This is a genomic window from Sulfitobacter sp., assembly GCF_036960155.1.
GTDB lineage: Bacteria > Pseudomonadota > Alphaproteobacteria > Rhodobacterales > Rhodobacteraceae > Sulfitobacter.
Window position 1 is genome coordinate 208,784 of sequence record NZ_JBALWB010000005.1, and the last position, 18,712, is coordinate 227,495.

The 18,712-nt window shown below is 54.9% G+C and carries 17 protein-coding genes; 2 read left to right on the plus strand and 15 right to left on the minus strand.

The annotated features are described in order from the left end of the window. Nucleotides 1-45 precede the first annotated feature (45 nt). Nucleotides 46-1,836 (plus strand): aminopeptidase P family protein, encoded by a 1,791-nt coding sequence (locus tag V7775_RS13665; RefSeq protein WP_335752460.1) that lies wholly within the window; start codon nucleotides 46-48, stop codon nucleotides 1,834-1,836. A 33-nt stretch (nucleotides 1,837-1,869) separates the two neighbouring features. Then, the gene (locus V7775_RS13670) at nucleotides 1,870-2,214 is read left to right on the plus strand and encodes a DUF427 domain-containing protein (protein WP_335752461.1); all 345 of its coding nucleotides are present in this window, start codon (nucleotides 1,870-1,872) and stop codon (nucleotides 2,212-2,214) included. Here V7775_RS13670 and V7775_RS13675 read toward each other — a convergent pair. The 15 genes from V7775_RS13675 to ftsW form a co-directional block, all read right to left on the minus strand. Continuing rightward, a complete protein-coding gene (locus V7775_RS13675; RefSeq protein ID WP_335752462.1) occupies nucleotides 2,211-3,899 on the minus strand; it encodes a chloride channel protein in 1,689 nt (562 codons plus the stop codon). The genes V7775_RS13670 and V7775_RS13675 overlap by 4 nt on opposite strands. A 74-nt stretch (nucleotides 3,900-3,973) precedes the next feature. Next, nucleotides 3,974-5,623 carry a DNA repair protein RecN gene (gene recN / locus V7775_RS13680; protein ID WP_335752463.1) on the minus strand — a complete coding sequence of 550 codons (1,650 nt, stop codon included), beginning with the start codon at nucleotides 5,621-5,623 and terminating at the stop codon, nucleotides 3,974-3,976. 36 nt (nucleotides 5,624-5,659) lie between these two features. Continuing rightward, on the minus strand, nucleotides 5,660-6,532 hold the full coding sequence (locus tag V7775_RS13685; protein WP_335752464.1) for an outer membrane protein assembly factor BamD: 873 nt from the start codon (nucleotides 6,530-6,532) through the stop codon (nucleotides 5,660-5,662). A 172-nt stretch (nucleotides 6,533-6,704) separates the two neighbouring features. Next, nucleotides 6,705-7,628: a UDP-3-O-acyl-N-acetylglucosamine deacetylase gene (gene lpxC, locus V7775_RS13690; RefSeq protein ID WP_335752465.1), complete on the minus strand. Its 924-nt coding sequence runs from the start codon at nucleotides 7,626-7,628 to the stop codon at nucleotides 6,705-6,707. A gap of 205 nt (nucleotides 7,629-7,833) precedes the next feature. After that, nucleotides 7,834-9,528 (minus strand): cell division protein FtsZ, encoded by a 1,695-nt coding sequence (gene ftsZ, locus V7775_RS13695; protein WP_335752466.1) that lies wholly within the window; start codon nucleotides 9,526-9,528, stop codon nucleotides 7,834-7,836. 515 nt (nucleotides 9,529-10,043) lie between these two features. After that, nucleotides 10,044-11,378, minus strand: coding sequence for a cell division protein FtsA (gene ftsA, locus V7775_RS13700; protein ID WP_335752467.1), 1,335 nt, complete (start codon nucleotides 11,376-11,378; stop codon nucleotides 10,044-10,046). After that, nucleotides 11,375-12,265, minus strand: a complete 891-nt coding sequence (locus tag V7775_RS13705) for a cell division protein FtsQ/DivIB (RefSeq protein WP_335752468.1) — start codon at nucleotides 12,263-12,265, stop codon at nucleotides 11,375-11,377. The genes ftsA and V7775_RS13705 overlap by 4 nt, the downstream gene beginning before the upstream one ends. Continuing rightward, complete coding sequence (locus tag V7775_RS13710; protein ID WP_335752530.1) at nucleotides 12,253-13,134, minus strand: D-alanine--D-alanine ligase; 882 nt, start codon at nucleotides 13,132-13,134, stop codon at nucleotides 12,253-12,255. Before V7775_RS13710 ends, V7775_RS13705 begins: the two co-directional genes overlap by 13 nt. Nucleotides 13,135-13,259: 125 nt before the next feature. Continuing rightward, entirely contained in the window at nucleotides 13,260-14,177 is a 918-nt protein-coding gene (murB, locus tag V7775_RS13715; RefSeq protein ID WP_335752469.1) for a UDP-N-acetylmuramate dehydrogenase, read from the minus strand. After that, nucleotides 14,174-14,452 carry a hypothetical protein gene (locus V7775_RS13720; RefSeq protein ID WP_335752470.1) on the minus strand — a complete coding sequence of 93 codons (279 nt, stop codon included), beginning with the start codon at nucleotides 14,450-14,452 and terminating at the stop codon, nucleotides 14,174-14,176. The genes murB and V7775_RS13720 overlap by 4 nt, the downstream gene beginning before the upstream one ends. 7 nt (nucleotides 14,453-14,459) lie before the next feature. After that, complete coding sequence (locus tag V7775_RS13725; protein ID WP_335752471.1) at nucleotides 14,460-14,720, minus strand: DUF2484 family protein; 261 nt, start codon at nucleotides 14,718-14,720, stop codon at nucleotides 14,460-14,462. Further along, the gene (locus V7775_RS13730) at nucleotides 14,717-14,968 is read right to left on the minus strand and encodes a DUF2484 family protein (protein ID WP_335752472.1); all 252 of its coding nucleotides are present in this window, start codon (nucleotides 14,966-14,968) and stop codon (nucleotides 14,717-14,719) included. Before V7775_RS13730 ends, V7775_RS13725 begins: the two co-directional genes overlap by 4 nt. 40 nt (nucleotides 14,969-15,008) lie before the next feature. Beyond that, the gene (gene murC / locus V7775_RS13735; protein ID WP_335752473.1) at nucleotides 15,009-16,424 is read right to left on the minus strand and encodes a UDP-N-acetylmuramate--L-alanine ligase; all 1,416 of its coding nucleotides are present in this window, start codon (nucleotides 16,422-16,424) and stop codon (nucleotides 15,009-15,011) included. Next, nucleotides 16,424-17,524 carry an undecaprenyldiphospho-muramoylpentapeptide beta-N-acetylglucosaminyltransferase gene (murG, locus tag V7775_RS13740; RefSeq protein ID WP_335752474.1) on the minus strand — a complete coding sequence of 367 codons (1,101 nt, stop codon included), beginning with the start codon at nucleotides 17,522-17,524 and terminating at the stop codon, nucleotides 16,424-16,426. The genes murC and murG overlap by 1 nt, the downstream gene beginning before the upstream one ends. Continuing rightward, nucleotides 17,521-18,687: a putative lipid II flippase FtsW gene (gene ftsW, locus V7775_RS13745; RefSeq protein ID WP_335752475.1), complete on the minus strand. Its 1,167-nt coding sequence runs from the start codon at nucleotides 18,685-18,687 to the stop codon at nucleotides 17,521-17,523. The genes murG and ftsW overlap by 4 nt, the downstream gene beginning before the upstream one ends. Nucleotides 18,688-18,712: the final 25 nt, after the last annotated feature.

Below are 18,712 nucleotides of genomic sequence, written 5' to 3' on the forward strand. Positions count from 1 at the left end.
CGCCGTGCGATTTAATTCAGAGGTAAAATAGCGAAAGGGAACGCAGTGTTTCAATCATTCGAGGTCACAGCCCGTCCAGAGCAAGGGCCACCCCGCCTGATCGCACTGCGCGCGCAACTTACCGCTGAAAAGTTGGACGGTTTCATCATTCCACGCGCGGATGCCCATCAGGGCGAATACGTCGCTGCCCGTGATGCCCGCCTTGCGTGGCTCACTGGATTTACGGGTTCAGCCGGATTTTGCGTGACGCTGAACGATATCGCTGGCGTCTTTATTGATGGCCGTTACCGCACCCAAGTCAAAGCACAAGTTGCAGATGTGTATACGCCAGTGCCTTGGCCCGAGGTCACAATGGCGCAGTGGCTGCGCGAACAGTTGCCCCAAGGGGGGCGTGTAGGTTTTGATCCGTGGTTGCATACCGTTGATCAAATCGCACAAGCAGAAAAAACACTGACAGGCAGCGGTGTTGAATTGGTGCAATGCGCCAATCTGGTGGATGCGATCTGGTCCGATCAACCTGCCCCGCCGATGGAACCAGCCAAAATCCACCCCCTTGAATTTGCGGGTGAAACACATGCAGCCAAACGCGCGCGTCTTGCGCAAACGTTGATTGAAGAAGGCGAACAGGCAGCCGTGATCACCCTGCCCGATAGCATTTGCTGGCTTTTGAACATCCGCGGCGCAGATATTGAGCGAAATCCGGTTGTACATGCATTTGCCGTTTTACATTCAGACGGCACTGTTGATCTGTTCTCGGAGCCCTCAAAATATGACGGGCTAAAAGCGCATCTCGGAGATGAGGTACGTTTGCACGCACCTTCCACCTTTTTGGACGCTTTAAAATCACTCACTGGTCCTGTCCGCATAGATGGCACCACTGTGCCTCAGATTGTTGCTGACACTTTGGGCGACAAAGCAACCAAGGGCGCGGAACCCTGCGCACTCCCAAAGGCCTGCAAAAACACCGCCGAGATTGAAGGCGCGGCCGAAGCGCACCTTCGCGACGGCGCTGCAATGGTTGAAATGCTGTGTTGGCTGGATGCGCAAGCCATTGGCAGCGTGACCGAAACCCAAGTTGTCACCCAACTTGAAACATTGCGCCGCCGCGACAATGGCCTGCAAGATATCAGTTTTGAAACCATCGCTGGTACAGGCCCTAACGGCGCGATCATGCATTACCGCGTGACCGAAGAGACCGACAGCACGCTGGAAGACGGTCACCTGATAGTGCTGGACAGTGGCGGCCAGTATCTTGATGGCACCACGGATATCACCCGCACTGTTGCGATGGGCACCCCGCCTCAGGAAGCTTGTGAGGCCTTCACCCGCGTTCTGGCGGGCATGATCGCCATGAGCCGCCTGCGCTGGCCCACAGGCCTAGCTGGTGCGCACATCGAGGCCATAGGCCGGATGCCTTTGTGGCTGGCGGGTCAGGATTTTGATCATGGGCTTGGTCACGGGGTTGGTGCGTATCTAAGCGTGCATGAAGGCCCTCAACGCCTTAGCCGCGTCAGTACTGTGCCACTGCAAGCCGGAATGATCCTAAGCAACGAGCCAGGGTATTACCGCGAAGGTGCGTTTGGTATCCGGATCGAGAACCTGCTGGTAGTTCAAAATGCACCTTCCCTAGAGGGTGGAGATGCGCACCGCGAAATGCTGGACTGGCGCACGCTTGCCTTTGCGCCTATTGATCGCCGCCTGATTATGACAGACTTACTGGAGCCCGCTGCGCGTGAGTGGCTCAATGATTATCACGCTCAGGTCGCTAGCAAAATCGGCCCACGGGTTTCGGCCACCGCCAAAGAGTGGTTAAATGCGGCAACTGCACCCATTTGAGGTGCACATATTGATGACGTATGGGGGGAAATAATGGTAAAACATATTACAATTCGCAAAGCAGAAGGCGTTTGGACCGTTCGCGCGGGGGGAGCCGTGCTGGGTGAATCTACAAATGCACTGGAACTGGTTGAGGGTGATTACCCCCCCGTTATCTATTTTCCACGTGAAGACATCGCCATGGCCTTCCTTGATACCAGCGACAAAACATCACACTGCCCGCACAAAGGTGACGCAAGCTATTTCAGCGTAGTGACCAAAAGCAGGACATTGGAAAACACTGTGTGGTCCTATGAAAACCCCAATGAAGACGTTGCCCGCATTCGCGATCATCTTGCCTTCCACAATGTAGAAGAAATCACAGTCGAAAATATCTAAGAGTGTTCTTCGGCAGCCGTTGCTGCCAGTGCACGATTATAGGCGCGCAGTGCATCCACATGGAACAGCGCGCCTAATAGCTCTGGCGGTGCGGCGTCTGCTGACAAAGTAACAACTGGTAAAAACTGCACACCGGAACTCTCGAAAACCGGCATCGCGATTTCCAACGTTGCTGCACCGTCCAGATACAGCCCCTCACCGATCATCTCCCAACAGCGTTCCTCATTTGCCGCCCTAGGGTGATCCATAGTGCGCATGGTTTTTGCAGCACTAAACATGGCCAGCAAATAGGCTTGCGGTCCTGCAGCAAGGTGAATGCCGCGACGCTCGATCTGGGATAGGAAAAAGCTACGGTGAACGAGCTTTGAAGCAAGGGACGTAGACATGCTAACGGCGACCATCACCGCCAAGCCCGTCTGCCAATCCCCTGTTAATTCGAACACAATCAAGGTTGTCGATATCGGCGCACCCAAAACGGCGGCAGCCACAGCCCCCATTCCCGCAAGCGCATAAAGCGACGCGGAACCAGACACATTGGGAAACACCCCTGTTGCGATCAGGCCAAACGCCAACCCCACCAAAGCGCCAACCATCAAGGACGGCGAAAACACCCCGCCCCCCATACGTCCGCCAACGGTAATCGCTACGGCCAACACCTTTAGCACGGCAAAAACAGTCGCCTCATGCAGAGCCAATTCACCCGTCAGGGCAAGGGAAGTTGTCTCATATCCAACGCCAATAATATGCGGGAACCACAGGGCAATGATACCCAACAACCCGCCCGCTATCATAGGGCGCAGATACCGCGGCAGTTTAATTTTGGCCTGAATATGATTGCCTAAATCGTCCGCCCAAAAGACAGCGCGCATCAGCACAACAGCGACCAAACCACAGGTCAGTCCCAACAGTAAAAAGGCTGGTAATTCTACGTAGAATTGCAAATCTCCCATCGTGGGGAGCTTGAACTCTGTGACGCCGCCAAATTCTAAACGGTTGATCACCGTGCCCGCCACACTGGCAATAACGATGGGCGCAAACGCGTGTACGGCAAAATGGCGCAAGACAACTTCTAATGCAAAAAGAGCGCCTGCAATGGGTGCATTAAAGCTGGCTGATACAGCAGCAGCAACAGCACAGCCCAGCAGATCACGGCCTGTGATCCCGTCCGCATTTATCCGGTGACTGACCCGTGTCGCTATCACCGCCGCAAGGTGAACCACTGGCCCTTCACGCCCGGATGAGCCACCCGTTCCAAGTGTCACCAGAGAAGCAAGAGCTGATGCAAGCCCAGCCCGCGTTTCAACCCGCCCTTCGTGCAGCGCGGATCCGACAATAACGTCCGCCACCGAACGCGCCCGCGCATCCTTGGTGAAATGGTGCAGGATCAACCCAGAAACCAGCCCACCAATTGTTGGGATCAAAATGATCCAATACCAATCCAAGGCGCTGATAAAGCTGTGTAAATGCTGAACATCATCGGTGCCATATAACGTCTGTTGAAGCCAGTTAATGCCTTTGCGAAAAAACAGCGCAGCAAACCCAGCTGCAATCCCGATCAGCAAGGCAATGAACCAGAATGTAATCTTGCTGGGACCCTTTTGGCGCAATACACGCCACCCTTCCTTTATGCTGTCGAAAAGCATCGTCAGCTGCTGGAGTAAGAATGAGCGGGTCGGCTCGGTCATGGGTGTCTTTCAATGGGTGGGCATTGTTCCAATGTGCCCCAGCGGAAATCATTTTGCATCCGCATTTTCAAGCGTCAGGCGCTCAACAAGGCGCGAGCAGCCTCGCGTGCGGCGTCGGTGATTGTGTCCCCTGATACCATGCGCGCCACCTCATCAACACGCTCGGCATCGTTTAGAGGTACAACATTTGTTGTAGTCATGCCCTTGGTCACCGATTTTTCAACCCGCCAATGATGCGCCCCCAGCGCCGCCACTTGCGGTGAGTGGGTCACAACCAGCACTTGGCCCTCAGATGCGATGGCGGCCAACCGACGACCTACTGCATCTGCCGTCGCACCACCCACACCGCGGTCGATTTCGTCAAATATCAGCGTAAGTCCGGTTTGGCCTTGGGTCAGGCACACCTTTAACGCCAGCAAAAAGCGGCTCAGCTCACCGCCGGATGCAATCTTGTTCAGCGGCCCTGCTGGTGCGCCGGGGTTTGTGGCCACAGTAAAGGAAACCGCATCGCGCCCTTCTGGGCCTTCGGTTTCAGGCGTAATTTGCGTGGCAAATACTGCGCGCTCCATCTTAAGCGGCGCAAGCTCCCCACTTACGGCTTTGTCCAGCTTTATGGCTGCCTTAGCCCGCGCAGCACTCAGTGCTGAGGCCGCCGCGTCATAAGCAGATTCAGCGGCTTTCACCTCGGCCTGCAGCTTGGCCTGCTCGGCATCGCCTGCATCCAGTGCATCCAGCTTGGCACGCAGCGTATCGGCAAAACCTGCCAACTCATCGGGCTGTACTTCGTGTTTACGCGCAAGTCCGCGAATGGCAAACAGCCGTTCTTCGATGTTTTCCAATTCATACGGATCGAATGACATCAGCTCGATTGCAGCCACAACACCTTCCATGGCGCCGTCTAGTTCAACCATGGCACGGTTCAATGCAGCCATTGGTTCCTCAAGCGAACCTTCGGCCTGCGCTACGGCACCATCAAGCCAACGGAATGCATCGGCAAGCTGCGCCTCAGCACCACTTTGGCCCATTGCCTCATAGGCGTTCACCACATCTGCGCGAATTTTCTCTGCGCCTTGCATCGATCGGCGTTGGGTATCGAGGGCTGCTTCCTCCCCTTCTTCGGGGCGCAGCTTGTCCAGCTCGGCCACTGCGTAACGCAAGAACTCTTCTTCGGCACGGATCTCGTCTTGGGCTTTGGCGGCCGCGGCTTCGACCTTGCGGGTGCGCGCCATCTCACTCCATGCTTTGCGCACTTTCGCGCGCGCGCCGTCAAGGGAACCGAAGGCATCCAAAATCGTGCGGTGACCACGTGGGTTCAGAAGGCCACGATCATCGTGCTGTCCGTGAAGCTCTACCAATGTTTCACTAAGGGCGCGTAATACTTCGCCGGAACAACGGCGGTCATTGACCCATGCCGTTTTGCGCCCTTCCGCTGTATTGATCCGACGCAAGATCAGCTCGTCTCCTCCGGGAAGCCCGGCCTCTGCGAGCACTGCATGCGCAGGATGGCCTTCTGAGAGATCAAACCATGCGGTGACCTCGCCCTGTGCAGCCCCTTGGCGCACCAAATCTGCACGCCCGCGCCACCCCAGCACAAAACCAAGACTGTCGAGCAAGATAGACTTACCCGCCCCCGTCTCACCCGTGAGCACGTTTAGACCCGACTGGAAGTTTAACTCCAGTCGTTCAATGATTAGCATGTCCGAAATATCAAGACCGCGCAGCATTAGAGTGTATCCGTCACAGGCATGCGCATGCGCATGTTAAATCCATTCGCCTTTCAGCGTTTGACGGTAAATCGAGGACAACCAGTTATTGCCAAACGATTTCGGCTCCAATCCGCTCCCTTTGAGCAGCTTGTAGCTATCCTCATACCATTCGGTCGATTGATAGTTGTGCCCTAGGATCGCCCCTGCTGTCTGCGCTTCATCCGTCAGACCAAGGCTAAGGTATGCCTCGACCAAGCGGTGCAATGCTTCGGCAGTGTGCGTCGTGGTTTGGAAATCCTCAACAACAACGCGGAAACGATTGATGGAGGCAGTATAGTGATCGCGGCGCAGATAGTAGCGGCCGATCTCCATTTCCTTGCCAGCAAGGTGGTCAAACGCCAAATCGAATTTAAGAATAGAACCCCGTGCATATTCGCTATCGGGATAACGTTCGATGACCTGACGCAGGCTTTGTAGTGCCTGAAAGGTCAGGCCCTGATCACGCCCTACGTCATCAATCTGATCATAATAGCTGAGGGCCAGAAGATACGCCGCATAGGCGGCATCATCGTCATCTGGATAAAAATCAATGAATCGCTGCGCAGCTGAGCGGCTGTTGGGATAGTCAGCATCTTGATGATAGGCGAACGCCTGCATAATCAATGCCCGTTTGGCCCATTCCGAATAGGGATAAAGCCGTTCAATTTCAGCAAAATAAAACGCACCCTCACTTGGACGTTTGTTATTCAGCTCAAATTCGCCGCGTTCAAAAATTTGCTCGGGCGTGTATGTCTCTAGAGGAATTTCCTGTGGATTAAAGAAATTCTTCGTAAACCGCCCTGAATCCTGTGTGCCGCTACACGCACTGAGCGCCACTACAGCCACCAGCGTGACGGAAAGACGTCTTGCAGACCCTCCAAAACCCATCCTTGGCCATCCTTATTCTCTTACCGCTTGCATCATACTCAAGGGTTTCGCCCCTGTTTAACCATGGTGTTAGCACACTATTTACCGGTGCAAAACGCCCATTTCCTACTTTGTGAAAAAGCCCAAAGCAATTGCTTCGGGCTTTGTATTTCGCGTCATAGATATTATCGGTTCAAGCGACCGCAGGAATTTCATCCCAAACAAGACCATGACCAGGCAAACGCGACGCCATTGCGCCGTCACACTGGACTAAACGCACAGCATCCGGCGTATCAAACAATGCGCGCAACAGTGTATTTGTCAAAGAATGACCCGCGCGGGTTCCCGTATAGTGACCCAGCAACGGCGCGCCAGCCAGCGCCAAATCGCCCAGTGCATCCAACATTTTGTGGCGCACAGGCTCATCTGTGTGACGCAAGCCACCGGGGCTAAGAACGGTATCGCCATCAAAAACAACCGCATTTTCGCCAGCTTCACCACCGAGCGCGAGACCATTCGCCTGCATCGCATCCACATCCGCCTGACGGCAGAAGGTGCGGCTGTCACACAGTTCACGAGCGAAGGACCCGTTGTTCATAACCAAGGACTTTTTCTGGTGCCCTATCGCCGCATCTGCAAAATCAATTTCAAAATCGATCCGCAGGGTATCGGAAGGCGCAAGTGTCGCAACGGCATCGCCATCCCGAACCGTAATTTCTTTCAGAACTTCAAATGCCATCACGGGCGCAGCTTGCATTTGAACGCCCTGCTCCATAATGCCGCGTACAAACGGCGCCGCAGAACCGTCCAAGATTGGCACTTCGGGGCCATCAATCTCAACGAGAGCATTGTGAATTCCACAGCCAGCCAAAGCCGCCATCAAATGCTCTACAGTAGAAATCTGTAAGCCAGTTGCATTTTCTAATTTGGTACAGAGTGGTGAGCGATTAACCGCATCCCAACGCGCAGGGATCATACGATCACCCAGTTGCACATCGGTACGTTTGAACCAAATACCATGGTCAGGCGCGGCTGGCAGCACGGTTGCTGTCGCAGGTTTACCTGAGTGCAGGCCCTTCCCTGCGAAGCTGATCGCTGTTTTTACAGTATTCTGCACGTTGCCGCCTCTGGTTTTGATTCAAGTTTTCACCTGATTGCATCCTAGATACGAAGCCAGCACTCAGCATTCAAATCAATCATTGCAACCAACTGAAACATGACTGTCACAAACCGGCACATTGTCGCTTCGGCACTTACAAGACACTGCTTTAAAACGAAAAAGGCCGCCCAAAGGCGGCCTCTCACATCACGAAATGATGGTTTTAGTTTGCTTGACGGCGTAAGAATGCAGGGATCTCAATGCGGTCTTGCTCCGGATCAGCTTCCTGACGGGGCTGAGGGGCCGCCGCACTTTGTTGACTTTGCACTGGTGGCTGCTGACGCGCAGGCTGGCTAGGGGCTGCAGCACGTGGTTGCGCCTCACCTTCTTGCGCTCCTGTCATGCGGTTAATCAACGAGTTGATACCGAAACGTGGACGCTCACCTTGAGCGGCAGGAGCCGCTTGTTGCTGAGGTGCTGGTGCGGGCGCAGGAGTCTGCATTTGCGCACGCGGTTGTTCGGAAGGTGTTGCGCGTTGGGCCGCGGCACGGAGGCGCGCCATCGCTTCAGGTGAAGGTGTTCCCGGAGTCGGAGCACGCGGCGCAATGAACGCTTCAGGCTCAGCTTCAAGGTACTCAGGCTCTGGCGCATATGCAACTGGTTCAGGCGTGTATGCAGGAGGAGGCACATCATCAGCGGCTTCTTGTACGGGCTCGTAGCGACGACCCTCAAACATGTCGCGTGGCTTTTCGGCACGGGTTACTTGCTGAGGTGCATCATCAAAGAAACTTGGCGTTTGCGGCTCACTTGCAACCTGCTGATGCTCTGCTTGAGCAGCGATAGGTGCTGCTGCAGGTGCGCGCGCTGGCACATGTGCGGCTTCTTCAAGAACTTCATTGCTCAGCGGACGAGACATGGAACGGCGCGGCACAGGCATGTCTGTGTTTACGTCCAATGCATCGATACCTGTTGCAACAACGCTCACGCGCATGAAGCCGCCAAGTGTTTCGTCCAGTGTGGAACCCACGATGATGTTTGCTTCTGGGTCGACTTCTTCGCGGATGCGGTTTGCCGCTTCGTCCAGTTCGAACAACGTCAGATCGGCACCACCGGTGATGTTGATCAGAACGCCTTTGGCGCCGCGCAGGCTGATTTCGTCCAGCAGCGGGTTGGCAATTGCTTTTTCGGCGGCTTGGATAGCGCGATCTTCGCCTTCTGCCTCGCCTGTACCCATCATGGCTTTGCCCATTTCGTCCATCACGGCGCGAACATCAGCAAAGTCGAGGTTGATCAGGCCTGGACGGACCATCAGGTCAGTCACGCCTTTAACACCTTGATACAAAACATCATCAGCCAGTGAGAATGCTTCGGTAAAGGTGGTTTTTTCATTGGCCAGACGGAACAGGTTCTGGTTCGGAATGATGATCAGCGTATCAACAACCTTTTGCAGTGCCTCAACGCCATCTTCGGCCTGACGCATCCGCTTTGCACCTTCAAACTGGAACGGCTTTGTCACAACACCAACAGTCAGAACACCCAGCTCACGCGCGGCCTGTGCGATAATCGGCGCAGCACCTGTACCAGTACCACCGCCCAAGCCCGCAGTGATAAAGCACATGTGCGCTCCTGCAAGATGGTCAACGATTTGCTCAATGCTTTCTTCGGCGGCCGCGGCTCCGACAGAGGGGCGTGCCCCCGCGCCTAAACCTTCGGTCACTTTGATACCCAGCTGAACGCGGTTTTCTGCGGTAGCCTGCTGAAGCGCTTGCGCGTCAGTGTTGGCCACAACGAAGTCAACGCCGTCGAGATTTTTCTCGATCATGTTGTTGACTGCGTTACCGCCTGCCCCGCCAACACCGAAAACGGTAATGCGTGGCTTTAGATCTTCCTGTCCCGGCATTGTAAGGTTCAAAGTCATTTTGGTTCCGCCTGTTCTTTTTTTGCCCACACCGCGCGGGTCGTATGTCCCAGTTTTTACTAACTTTAGACACCACGACGGCAATCGTCACGTAAAAAAGCCACTTTCAACACAAAATATGGGCATATTTTCACAGTTTTCACGCGATATCTCGCCTATGGCGGCAAATCTAGCGGTCAAACGACTTTGGAGCACTACACAACAACGGGTTCGCAACACATCAGGTGTGCGAAAAATCTAAAATGATAACTATGGAGGTCCTGCTCGACCTGAACTGCCCTTTTGTAGGGCTTATTGTGAGGTCACTTTAGCATGCCCATACTGAAACGTCACCCATATGGATGCTGCGTCGTCACATTTTTTGGACAAAACTACGTTACATTAGCATTAGATGGCGAACATCTGCCGATGAGGATGGCAATACAGGCAACGGTGCTATGGAAACACCCGTTCAAAACCATAAATAATTGACGGGGGTGTCCACAAATCGGGTCATCTTCCAATTAACTTGGGGATTACCAGTTGTCTTTGAACCACTTCACAGCGCGTTTAAGCGAGCGCGCCGGGTAGCGATCGGCAGGAATATCAAAGTCCCACCATTCGTCCTGCGGGTTGGCCGCAAACAGCGCAAGCCCTACTGCCGACGAGAACCCGGGACCTGTAGCAGCCTGAGGCAAACCGTGTACGCGCAACGGGCGTCCAAGGCGCACTTGTTGTCCCAAAATCTTTGTTGCCATCAAATCAAGGCCAGGGATCTGGCTCCCGCCGCCTGTCAAAACGATCTGTTGGCTTGGGAGGTGATCAAAACCTGCCGCATCCAAACGTGCGCGGACTTCTTCAAGGATCTCTTCAACACGCGGACGCATGATACCGATCAGTTCGGCTCGGCTGGCGGTACGGCGGTCATGTTCGTAGTCCCCCGTCTCACCACCGATTTCTATCATCTCACGGTCATCCATGCCTGTGGCTTGAACCCCCCCGTAAAATGTCTTGATCCGTTCAGCATTAGCGGTGGGCACTTGGAGGCCCATGGAAATATCGGAAGTAATGTGATCCCCACCCATGCGAATGCTATCCGCATAGATCATGTGCTTTTTCATAAAGATCGACACGCCCGTTGCGCCGCCCCCCAGATCGATACAGGCCGCGCCTAACTCTTGTTCATCTTCAACCAGTGACGAAATGCCGGACACGTAGGCCGATGACGCAATGCCAGCCAGTTCAAGATCACAGCGTTTGATGCAATAGGCCAGATGTTGAATGGCCGCTGCATCCACCGTCAGCATATGCAAATCAACACTCAGTTCATTGCCCAACTGGCCGCGCGGATCGATCAAACCACTGCGATGATCAAGCGCAAAGTTAACGGGCTGGGCGTGCAATACTTCGCGGCCTTCACCATATTCCGGTACATCACAACTGCTCAGCACACGTGCGACGTCGTCTTCGGTGACCACTTGATGCTCTAGCGATACTTGCGCATCCAAACCATAGCTGCGCGGATCGCCACCACTGAAACACGCAATCACGTGATCTACACGGATGCCTGCCATCTTTTGGGCCGCCTGCAAAGCGGTGCGAATGGCGCGCTCGGTTTCACCCATCGCCGTGATTTCACCAAAGCGCACACCGCGCGAACGCGTTGTTGCGGCACCAATCACGCGAAAGCCGGATTGCCCCGCAAGTGAGCCAATCTCGCCCTCGTCATCAAGACGCGCGGTACCGTCAAACCGCAGCACCAATGCCGCGATCTTTGAGCTACCCACATCCAAAATAGCAACCACTCCACGCTGCATCGCGAGCTTGCGCATTTGCCGCATTGTGCGCTGGCTGTCATATAAATCGTTCATTTGTTTTTTGCCCTAAACGCTGCCTGTTGGGCCATCCGTTCTTCGGCGGCCTCATTTGTCATTTGCACTGTTGGTCGGCGTGCCAGCCGCATGTCCACCCGCGCAACATCGCGGGTCAAAATATCTTGGGCCCCTTCAAGGGCAATCACGCGCTCTAGCGCGCGCTGTGGCTCTTGGGCCGGCAACAGGATGCGCTGATTGCGGTCCAAAACCACATCCCAACGTCGCGCTCCCATGCGCACCAACCCGCGCAACCGGTCCCCTAAAGGGGCCCCCGCTTGAATAAGGTCCAACGCCTCTTTGACGTGTTCATTTGCGCCTTCACCTGCAATCAACGGCAAGTCAGGGCGTGCATGGCGACTGGTAGCGCCAGCAACATAAATGCCGTTTTCATCCACCAACGCGAGGCCATCCTCAGTACGCCACAATGCAACAGCTTTGCGTTGCTCTACGTCTATTTGCAAAACCCCACCGGGACGAATGCGCACAGATGCTGACTTAACAGCCGAAATTTCAGTGACGGTGGCGCGCATCGCAGTCAAATCTAGATCAAAACTGGAGATCGGAAAATCGAGCGGGAGGCTTTCGCGGATGTAGGTTGCCAATTCATCTTTGGCACCATCAACGGCCATCAAATTAACCATAAATTCCGGGCGCGATTGGATTGCCGCGCGGGCCTCTGCGACGGTTTGCTCAATTGCGCCGCGACGCCCTTCATCCGCGAGGTACCATGTGCCAGCTGCCAGTGTGATGCAAAACGGAATGCCCGCCCGCAAAGTCAGGCGAATGCCTGGTGTCAGCATCAAACGCTGTAAACGCCATGACCAACGCGATGGCGCAGGATCTGCGCGACCTGCGGCTGTTTTTTTACGTCTCAACGCCCGCATGACGCGTCCTCCACCATCCATGCGCATAGCGCTGGAAAGCTCATGCCAGTTGCTTGGGCCTGTTCGGGCGAAAGCGATGTGCTGGTCATGCCGGGCTGTGTGTTTGTCTCAAGAAGGATCAATCCGTCAACACCGCGCGTCTCATCCCACCGGAAATCAGTACGGCTCACGCCGCGGCACCCCAATGCGGTATGCGCGCGCAAGGCGTACTGCATGCACAGGTCAAAGATGTCCTGCGGTATGTCCGCAGGCACAACGTGGCTTGATCCGCCCTCTTTGTATTTTGCGTCGTAATCATACCAACCCGTGGTGATGATGTCGGTCACCGTCAGGGCGCGATCCCCAAGGACCGTTGTTGTCAATTCGCGGCCCGGCGCGAATGTTTCAACCATAACGGTATCAGGCATATCGGCATCCAGTTGCGGCGGGCCGTTGTTTTCGGCTTCGACCAGATAGACCCCTACCGAGGAACCTTCGTTGTTTGGCTTAACCACATAGGGCGGCGTCATAACATGACGGCTGCGCACCTCGTCCGAGGGAACAATAACGCTTTGCACCACAGGCAGACCAGCGGCGCGAAAGATGTCTTTGCAACGTTGTTTGTCCATCGCCACAGCAGAGGCCAAAACACCGGAATGAGAGTAGGGAATTTTCAACCATTCAAGGATACCTTGAACACAACCATCTTCACCCCAGCGGCCATGCAAACAATTAAGCACAGCATCAGGTTTCAGCGCCGTTAAAACAGCACAAAGGTCGGGGCCAGCATCGACCTCAACCACATCTTCGTATCCATATTCCCGCAGGGCGTTCGCGCATGCGCGTCCCGTGTCGAGTGACACCTCTCGTTCTGCCGAGGGGCCACCCATGAGTACCGCCACTGTCGGGTTTGTCCTGCTCGACATAACCCAGTGCCTCAATGTCCCGGGCCTTTTGGCCCTTATTGTTTATTAGTTTGCCGCTTATTGCGACATTACTTCGTGCAAACTGACGTTTACTTTTCGCCTATTCGCATAATTTCCCATTCTAGCGTGATACCGCTGGAATCGTAAACCTTTTTTCTCACCTCTTCGCCCAACCCTTCGAGGTCTGCTGCCGTCGCATCCCCAGTATTGATCAAGAAATTAGCGTGTTTGAGCGACATTTGCGCACCGCCACGCGTTGCCCCTTTCATTCCAGCATCTTGGATGACCTTCCATGCCTTAAGATCATGCACATCGTCGTCCCGCCCTGTTGAGCTGAAACCCGCCGGATTTCGAAACGTCGACCCTGCGCTGCGGTCTTTTGTAGGCTGGGTTGCGTCCCGCTTTGCCAATTGATCTGCCATCCGCGCATGAAGCGTGGCGGGATCACCAGAGGGCGGCGCGAAAGTCGCATTGATGATGACAGCGCCCTCGGGCAACTCGCTTTGGCGGTATTGGAAATTCAGATCATCGGCGTTGAGCGTGACAAGGTCCCCTGCCCGTGTCACCGCGTTGGCACGCACAAAGTGATCCTCAGTATAGGTACCATAACAACCCGCATTCATACGCACAGCGCCGCCGATACTGCCCGGGATCGTGCGCAAAAACGTCAGGTCCAGCCCCGCGTCTGCCGCTTTCCGTGCGACATGCGCATCCAGCGCTGCAGCGCCAGCAGTCACTTCACCATCGCTAATCTCAATACTGTTAAACCCACGCCCCAAGCGCGTTACCAATGCGCGCAAACCGCCGTCACGCACAATCAGGTTAGAGCCAACGCCCATAGGAAAGACCTGCACATCCTTTGGCAGATCACGCAAAAAGCTCTGTAAATCGGCAACGTCAGCAGGTTGGAAAAGATAATCAGCAGGGCCACCAACCCGCAGCCAAGTCAGTTCTGACAGGTCACGTTGCGGGGTCAACTTGCCGCGCGGCACTGGGAAATCGCTCATGAACCGTCAACTTTGCTTTCGCGAAATCCGCGGATCAAACGACCTGCCAGAAACCCCGTGCCAACCGCGCAGATAGCATACATCAATGCAGCAAGGTGTGCCGTCATTGCGGGGGGCGAAAACGGACGCGCATCCAACCCTAGAACCATCCAAACAGTGTTCAACGACATTCCAACCACAAGAATTACAAAGAACAGCCCAAAACGCTTATTGTAGCCCGCATAGCCGCATCCGAACATCCAGAGAGCCAGTCCTCCAACTAAAAGATACAACATACCAGAGTTACTCCGCAGGGCTGTTGCCGCCAGCGCGGCGCAACCAACGACCTAAATAAATCACTGGCCAGCGCAGAACTGAACAGGCCCCAGCAAGCACCAGCAGTCCGACCCAAGGACCATGTTGGAACACAACATACCCCAAGATAGGAATGCCAACGGCCACAAGAATGTAGGCATTGCGCCAATGCAGATCGCGGCTGGGCGTCATGGCCAGAACATTGGCAATCAGCGCCCATAGACACGAAAGAATTAGGGAAAGGCTCATTCAGGGATCTCCGGATTCTCACCGCGCAACCGCGCAGCAATATACCGCAACGGGTTGCGGAACATAGAAACAAAGGCCGCAAGGCCCAATAGCGCAAAGACCCAGCCAAATTGCATACCAATCAGGATGATCAGCACAGGCGCGCACAACAGCAGCGCCACACCGGGAATATACTGTTTGCGCATAGGCAAACATGCTACGCCAACCGAGGCAAAAACCCATCCGATGCTCAACCAAACAACTGTCATGACAATGCTTCTTTTATTAAAATAGTCTTAGTCGCAAACATCACGCTGCTACCCCTTTTAAGGCGCGCAATGCGTCGGGCAGGCCGTTGGCCCAACCGCTGATCGTACCAGCCCCGAGGCAAACAACCATATCACCCGGGCGGGCCTGTTCCGCGACAAGGCGGGCCAGATCATCAGGCCCATCAACACGGCGTGCATGGCGGTGACCATGTTGGATCAACCCTGCAACCAGTGCATCACGGTCAGCCCCTTCAATCGGTTCCTCGCCTGCGGAATAAACATCGGCAATGCCTACAACATCGCAATCATTAAAGCAGGCGCAGAACTCATCAAAATGATGGCTCAGGCGTGAATAACGGTGCGGCTGATGCACGGCTATGATACGGCCCTCTGTCGATTGACGCGCGGCCTTGAGCACGGCTGCGATCTCAACAGGGTGGTGGCCATAGTCATCAATGATCGTCACGCCATCAACTTCGCCCACCTTCGTAAAGCGGCGATTCACGCCACCAAAGTTCTTGAGAGCTTCGCGAATTTCATCGCCCTTCATGCCTAAATGCCGTGCCACGGCAATAGCGGACAGCGCGTTTGAGACATTGTGATCACCCGGCATCGGCAGTTCACAGTCTTTGATAACAATGTCTTCATTTTGCAGATGAACGTCAAAATGCGCTACACCCGCTTTGTAATGTAGCCCCACAACCCGCACGTCGGCCTGTGCGTTAAACCCGTACGTGATGACACGGCGATCCGTGATCTTACCAACCAGGCTTTGAACCTCGGGGTGGTCCGTGCAGCATACAGCCACGCCGTAAAACGGGATGTTGGAGGTGAAATCCAAAAAGCCCTGACGCAGGTTTTCGATCGTGCCCCAATGCTCCATGTGCTCTGGGTCGATGTTGGTGACAATCGCAATGGTCGCTGGCAGGCGGTTAAAGGTGCCGTCGCTTTCATCTGCTTCGACAACCATCCACTCTCCCTCGCCCTTGCGCGCATTGGAGCCATAAGCGTGGATGATCCCGCCATTCACAACGGTAGGATCAAATCCGCCGCCATCCAGCAACGCCGCAACCATCGTTGTTGTTGTCGTTTTGCCGTGAGTGCCTGCAATTGCGATGTTTGATTTCAGGCGCATCAATTCGGCCAGCATCTCGGCGCGGCGCACAATCGGGAGGCCCATTGCACGTGCCGCGTCCAGCTCTGGGTTGCCCGGCTTAATCGCGGATGAAATGACAATCACCTGCGCATTTTCAATATTTTCGGCCTGCTGTCCGACAAAAATCTTGGCACCCAATTCGGCCAGACGGTCGGTGATTGGAGTGGTTTTCAGATCTGAGCCCTGAACCTGATAGCCATGGTTCAACAGAACCTCAGCAATACCTGACATGCCAATGCCGCCAATACCGACAAAATGAATGGCGCCCACGTCTCCGGGCAATTTGGTTGCGGCGTTCATCAGGAGGGCTCCTTAAGGGTGAGGTTTTGAACCATATCAGCAAGCGTTTCAGCGGCTTCAGGCTTGCCCAAAGACAGCGCTTTGTTGGCCATTGTTAGGGCCGCAGCGCCGTCGGACAGGATCATTTCAATATGTTCGGTCAATGTTTCTGGGTTGGCCGCATCTTCGCGGATCATGATTGCGGCTTCGGCCTCAACCAATCCATGCCCGTTTGCAACCTGATGATCGCCAGCGGCCGCAGCAAAGGGGATCAGGATAGACGGGCGTCCAATAACGGTGAGGTCCGCAATTGAGGACGCGCCAGAGCGGCTGATGACCAATTGCGCCTCCGACATGCGGCGCGGCACATCATGAAAGAACGGTTGAACATCTGCGTTGATGCCGTTTTCTGCGTAATATTGCGCAACACGTGTGCCGTCTTCTTCGCGGGCCTGATGGCTCACACGGATATTGCGCAGCATCTCCATTGGCAGGGCTGCAATTGCGGGTGGGATCACATCACTCAGGATACGCGCGCCTTGTGAGCCGCCCATGACCAACACTTCCATCGGGTAATCACCCGGTGCGATATAGGCTGCGCCAGCACGTTCTAAAACGCTTGCGCGCACTGGGTTCCCGACGTGAAAGGCCTCAACGCCTTCTGGCAAAGTCGTAGGCCACGTCCCACATGCAACGGCATCTACCCGTTTGGAAAAAATCTCATTCACACGGCCCAGAACGCCGTTTTGTTCATGGATCATACGCGGCAAGCGCAGCATCCATGAGGCTCCGAGTGCGGGAATAGAAGGATATCCACCAAAGCCGATAACCGCGGAAGGCTTGTCTCGCATCATGCGCATGGCTGCACTCAACGTGCCGCTAAGAATCCGCATCGGTACTAAGGCCTTTGCCAGCAAACCACCGCGTGCAAAGGTTGCGCTGGCAATTTGTTCGATCTCAACCGCATCAGGAAAACCACTGGTGTACCGTGCGCCGCGCGCATCAGTGCTGAGTTTGACGCGCCAACCACGTGCCAGCATCACTTCGGCCAGGGCTTGCGCAGGAAACATATGCCCGCCCGTGCCACCAGCAGCTATAACAAGAAGGGGTGGATTACTCATGATCTACCTCGCGACAATAATGCGCTGATCTCACCTTGGGCGCGTGTGCGAGTAAAAGCCAGCAACATCCCAAGTGCGATACCCGACGCAATAACCGAAGAGCCCCCGTAACTGACAAACGGCAATGTCATACCCTTGGCTGGCAACAGGCGAACAGCCACACCCATGTTAATTATCGCCTGCACACCGAACATGCAGGCAAGGCCTGTGCCCGCAAGGCGGATAAACGGGTCACGTTCACGCACCAACCGCAGCAGGGAACGCACAACAACCGACGCGTAAAGCGCTATAATGCATAGCACCAGCACAAGGCCGTATTCTTCAGCGGCAACCGCGATGATGAAATCAGTATGCGCATCAGGAAGTGACCATTTCACTTCGCCTTCGCCCACACCAACACCAAACAAACCGCCTTCGCGGATGGCATTTGTCGCGTACCCCAGTTGTGTTGTTGGATCAACATCCACGCTCAGGAAACCATCAATACGGCGCGCAAAGTGTTCCGAGCTAGAGTAAGCAAACGTGCCCGCCAGAACAACCAGACCAGCCATCCCCACCAATAGCACCATCGGCGCGCCAGCAACAAAATACATCACACCCCATGCAAACAGCACCAAACAGGCCTGACCAAAGTCAGGCTGTAACGCCAACATCAAAACAATGGTGATACACAGGCCAAAAGACCACGCCTTACCCGGCGGGCCGTTGATCTCAAGGCTTGCCGCCATCATCCATGCAGCAATGACCACAAATCCCGGTTTTAAAAACTCAGAGGGCTGAACCGACGCGAAACCAAGACTGTACCAGCGCGTTGCGCCTTTACCGAAGTCAGTTCCAAATACGGGCAACAGCGCCAGCGCAATAAAGGCACCTATAAAACCTACAACAGCTAGCCGGCGCACCATTGTGGGCGACATCATCGATGTCAGCATCATCACAATCATGGCCAAGCCGCCAAAAAATGCTTGTCGCTGCACGTAGTGAAACGGCTCAAATCCGTTCTTTTCCGCCAACGGAGGTGATGCAGCCAGCCCCAACAACATTCCAACGCCAAACAGCATCAGAATGCAGGACAAAGCCCATTTATCAAGCGTCCGCCACCACTTGGGGAGGATTGGTTCGCCGTCCCGTACGGGAACTGCGCCATAAACCATTTCTGTCATGGGTACGTGCCTTACACTGCCTGTC

Coding starts and splice junctions, on each gene's coding strand:
- V7775_RS13670 (WP_335752461.1), top strand. CDS start 1,870: ATGGTAAAACATATTACAATTCGCAAAGCAGAAGGCGTTTGGACCGTT.
- V7775_RS13675 (WP_335752462.1), bottom strand. CDS start 3,899: ATGACCGAGCCGACCCGCTCATTCTTACTCCAGCAGCTGACGATGCTT.
- recN (WP_335752463.1), bottom strand. CDS start 5,623: ATGCTGCGCGGTCTTGATATTTCGGACATGCTAATCATTGAACGACTG.
- V7775_RS13685 (WP_335752464.1), bottom strand. CDS start 6,532: ATGGGTTTTGGAGGGTCTGCAAGACGTCTTTCCGTCACGCTGGTGGCT.
- ftsZ (WP_335752466.1), bottom strand. CDS start 9,528: ATGACTTTGAACCTTACAATGCCGGGACAGGAAGATCTAAAGCCACGC.
- ftsA (WP_335752467.1), bottom strand. CDS start 11,378: ATGAACGATTTATATGACAGCCAGCGCACAATGCGGCAAATGCGCAAG.
- V7775_RS13705 (WP_335752468.1), bottom strand. CDS start 12,265: ATGCGGGCGTTGAGACGTAAAAAAACAGCCGCAGGTCGCGCAGATCCT.
- V7775_RS13710 (WP_335752530.1), bottom strand. CDS start 13,134: ATGGGTGGCCCCTCGGCAGAACGAGAGGTGTCACTCGACACGGGACGC.
- murB (WP_335752469.1), bottom strand. CDS start 14,177: ATGAGCGATTTCCCAGTGCCGCGCGGCAAGTTGACCCCGCAACGTGAC.
- V7775_RS13720 (WP_335752470.1), bottom strand. CDS start 14,452: ATGTTGTATCTTTTAGTTGGAGGACTGGCTCTCTGGATGTTCGGATGC.
- V7775_RS13725 (WP_335752471.1), bottom strand. CDS start 14,720: ATGAGCCTTTCCCTAATTCTTTCGTGTCTATGGGCGCTGATTGCCAAT.
- V7775_RS13730 (WP_335752472.1), bottom strand. CDS start 14,968: ATGACAGTTGTTTGGTTGAGCATCGGATGGGTTTTTGCCTCGGTTGGC.
- murC (WP_335752473.1), bottom strand. CDS start 16,424: ATGAACGCCGCAACCAAATTGCCCGGAGACGTGGGCGCCATTCATTTT.
- murG (WP_335752474.1), bottom strand. CDS start 17,524: ATGAGTAATCCACCCCTTCTTGTTATAGCTGCTGGTGGCACGGGCGGG.
- ftsW (WP_335752475.1), bottom strand. CDS start 18,687: ATGACAGAAATGGTTTATGGCGCAGTTCCCGTACGGGACGGCGAACCA.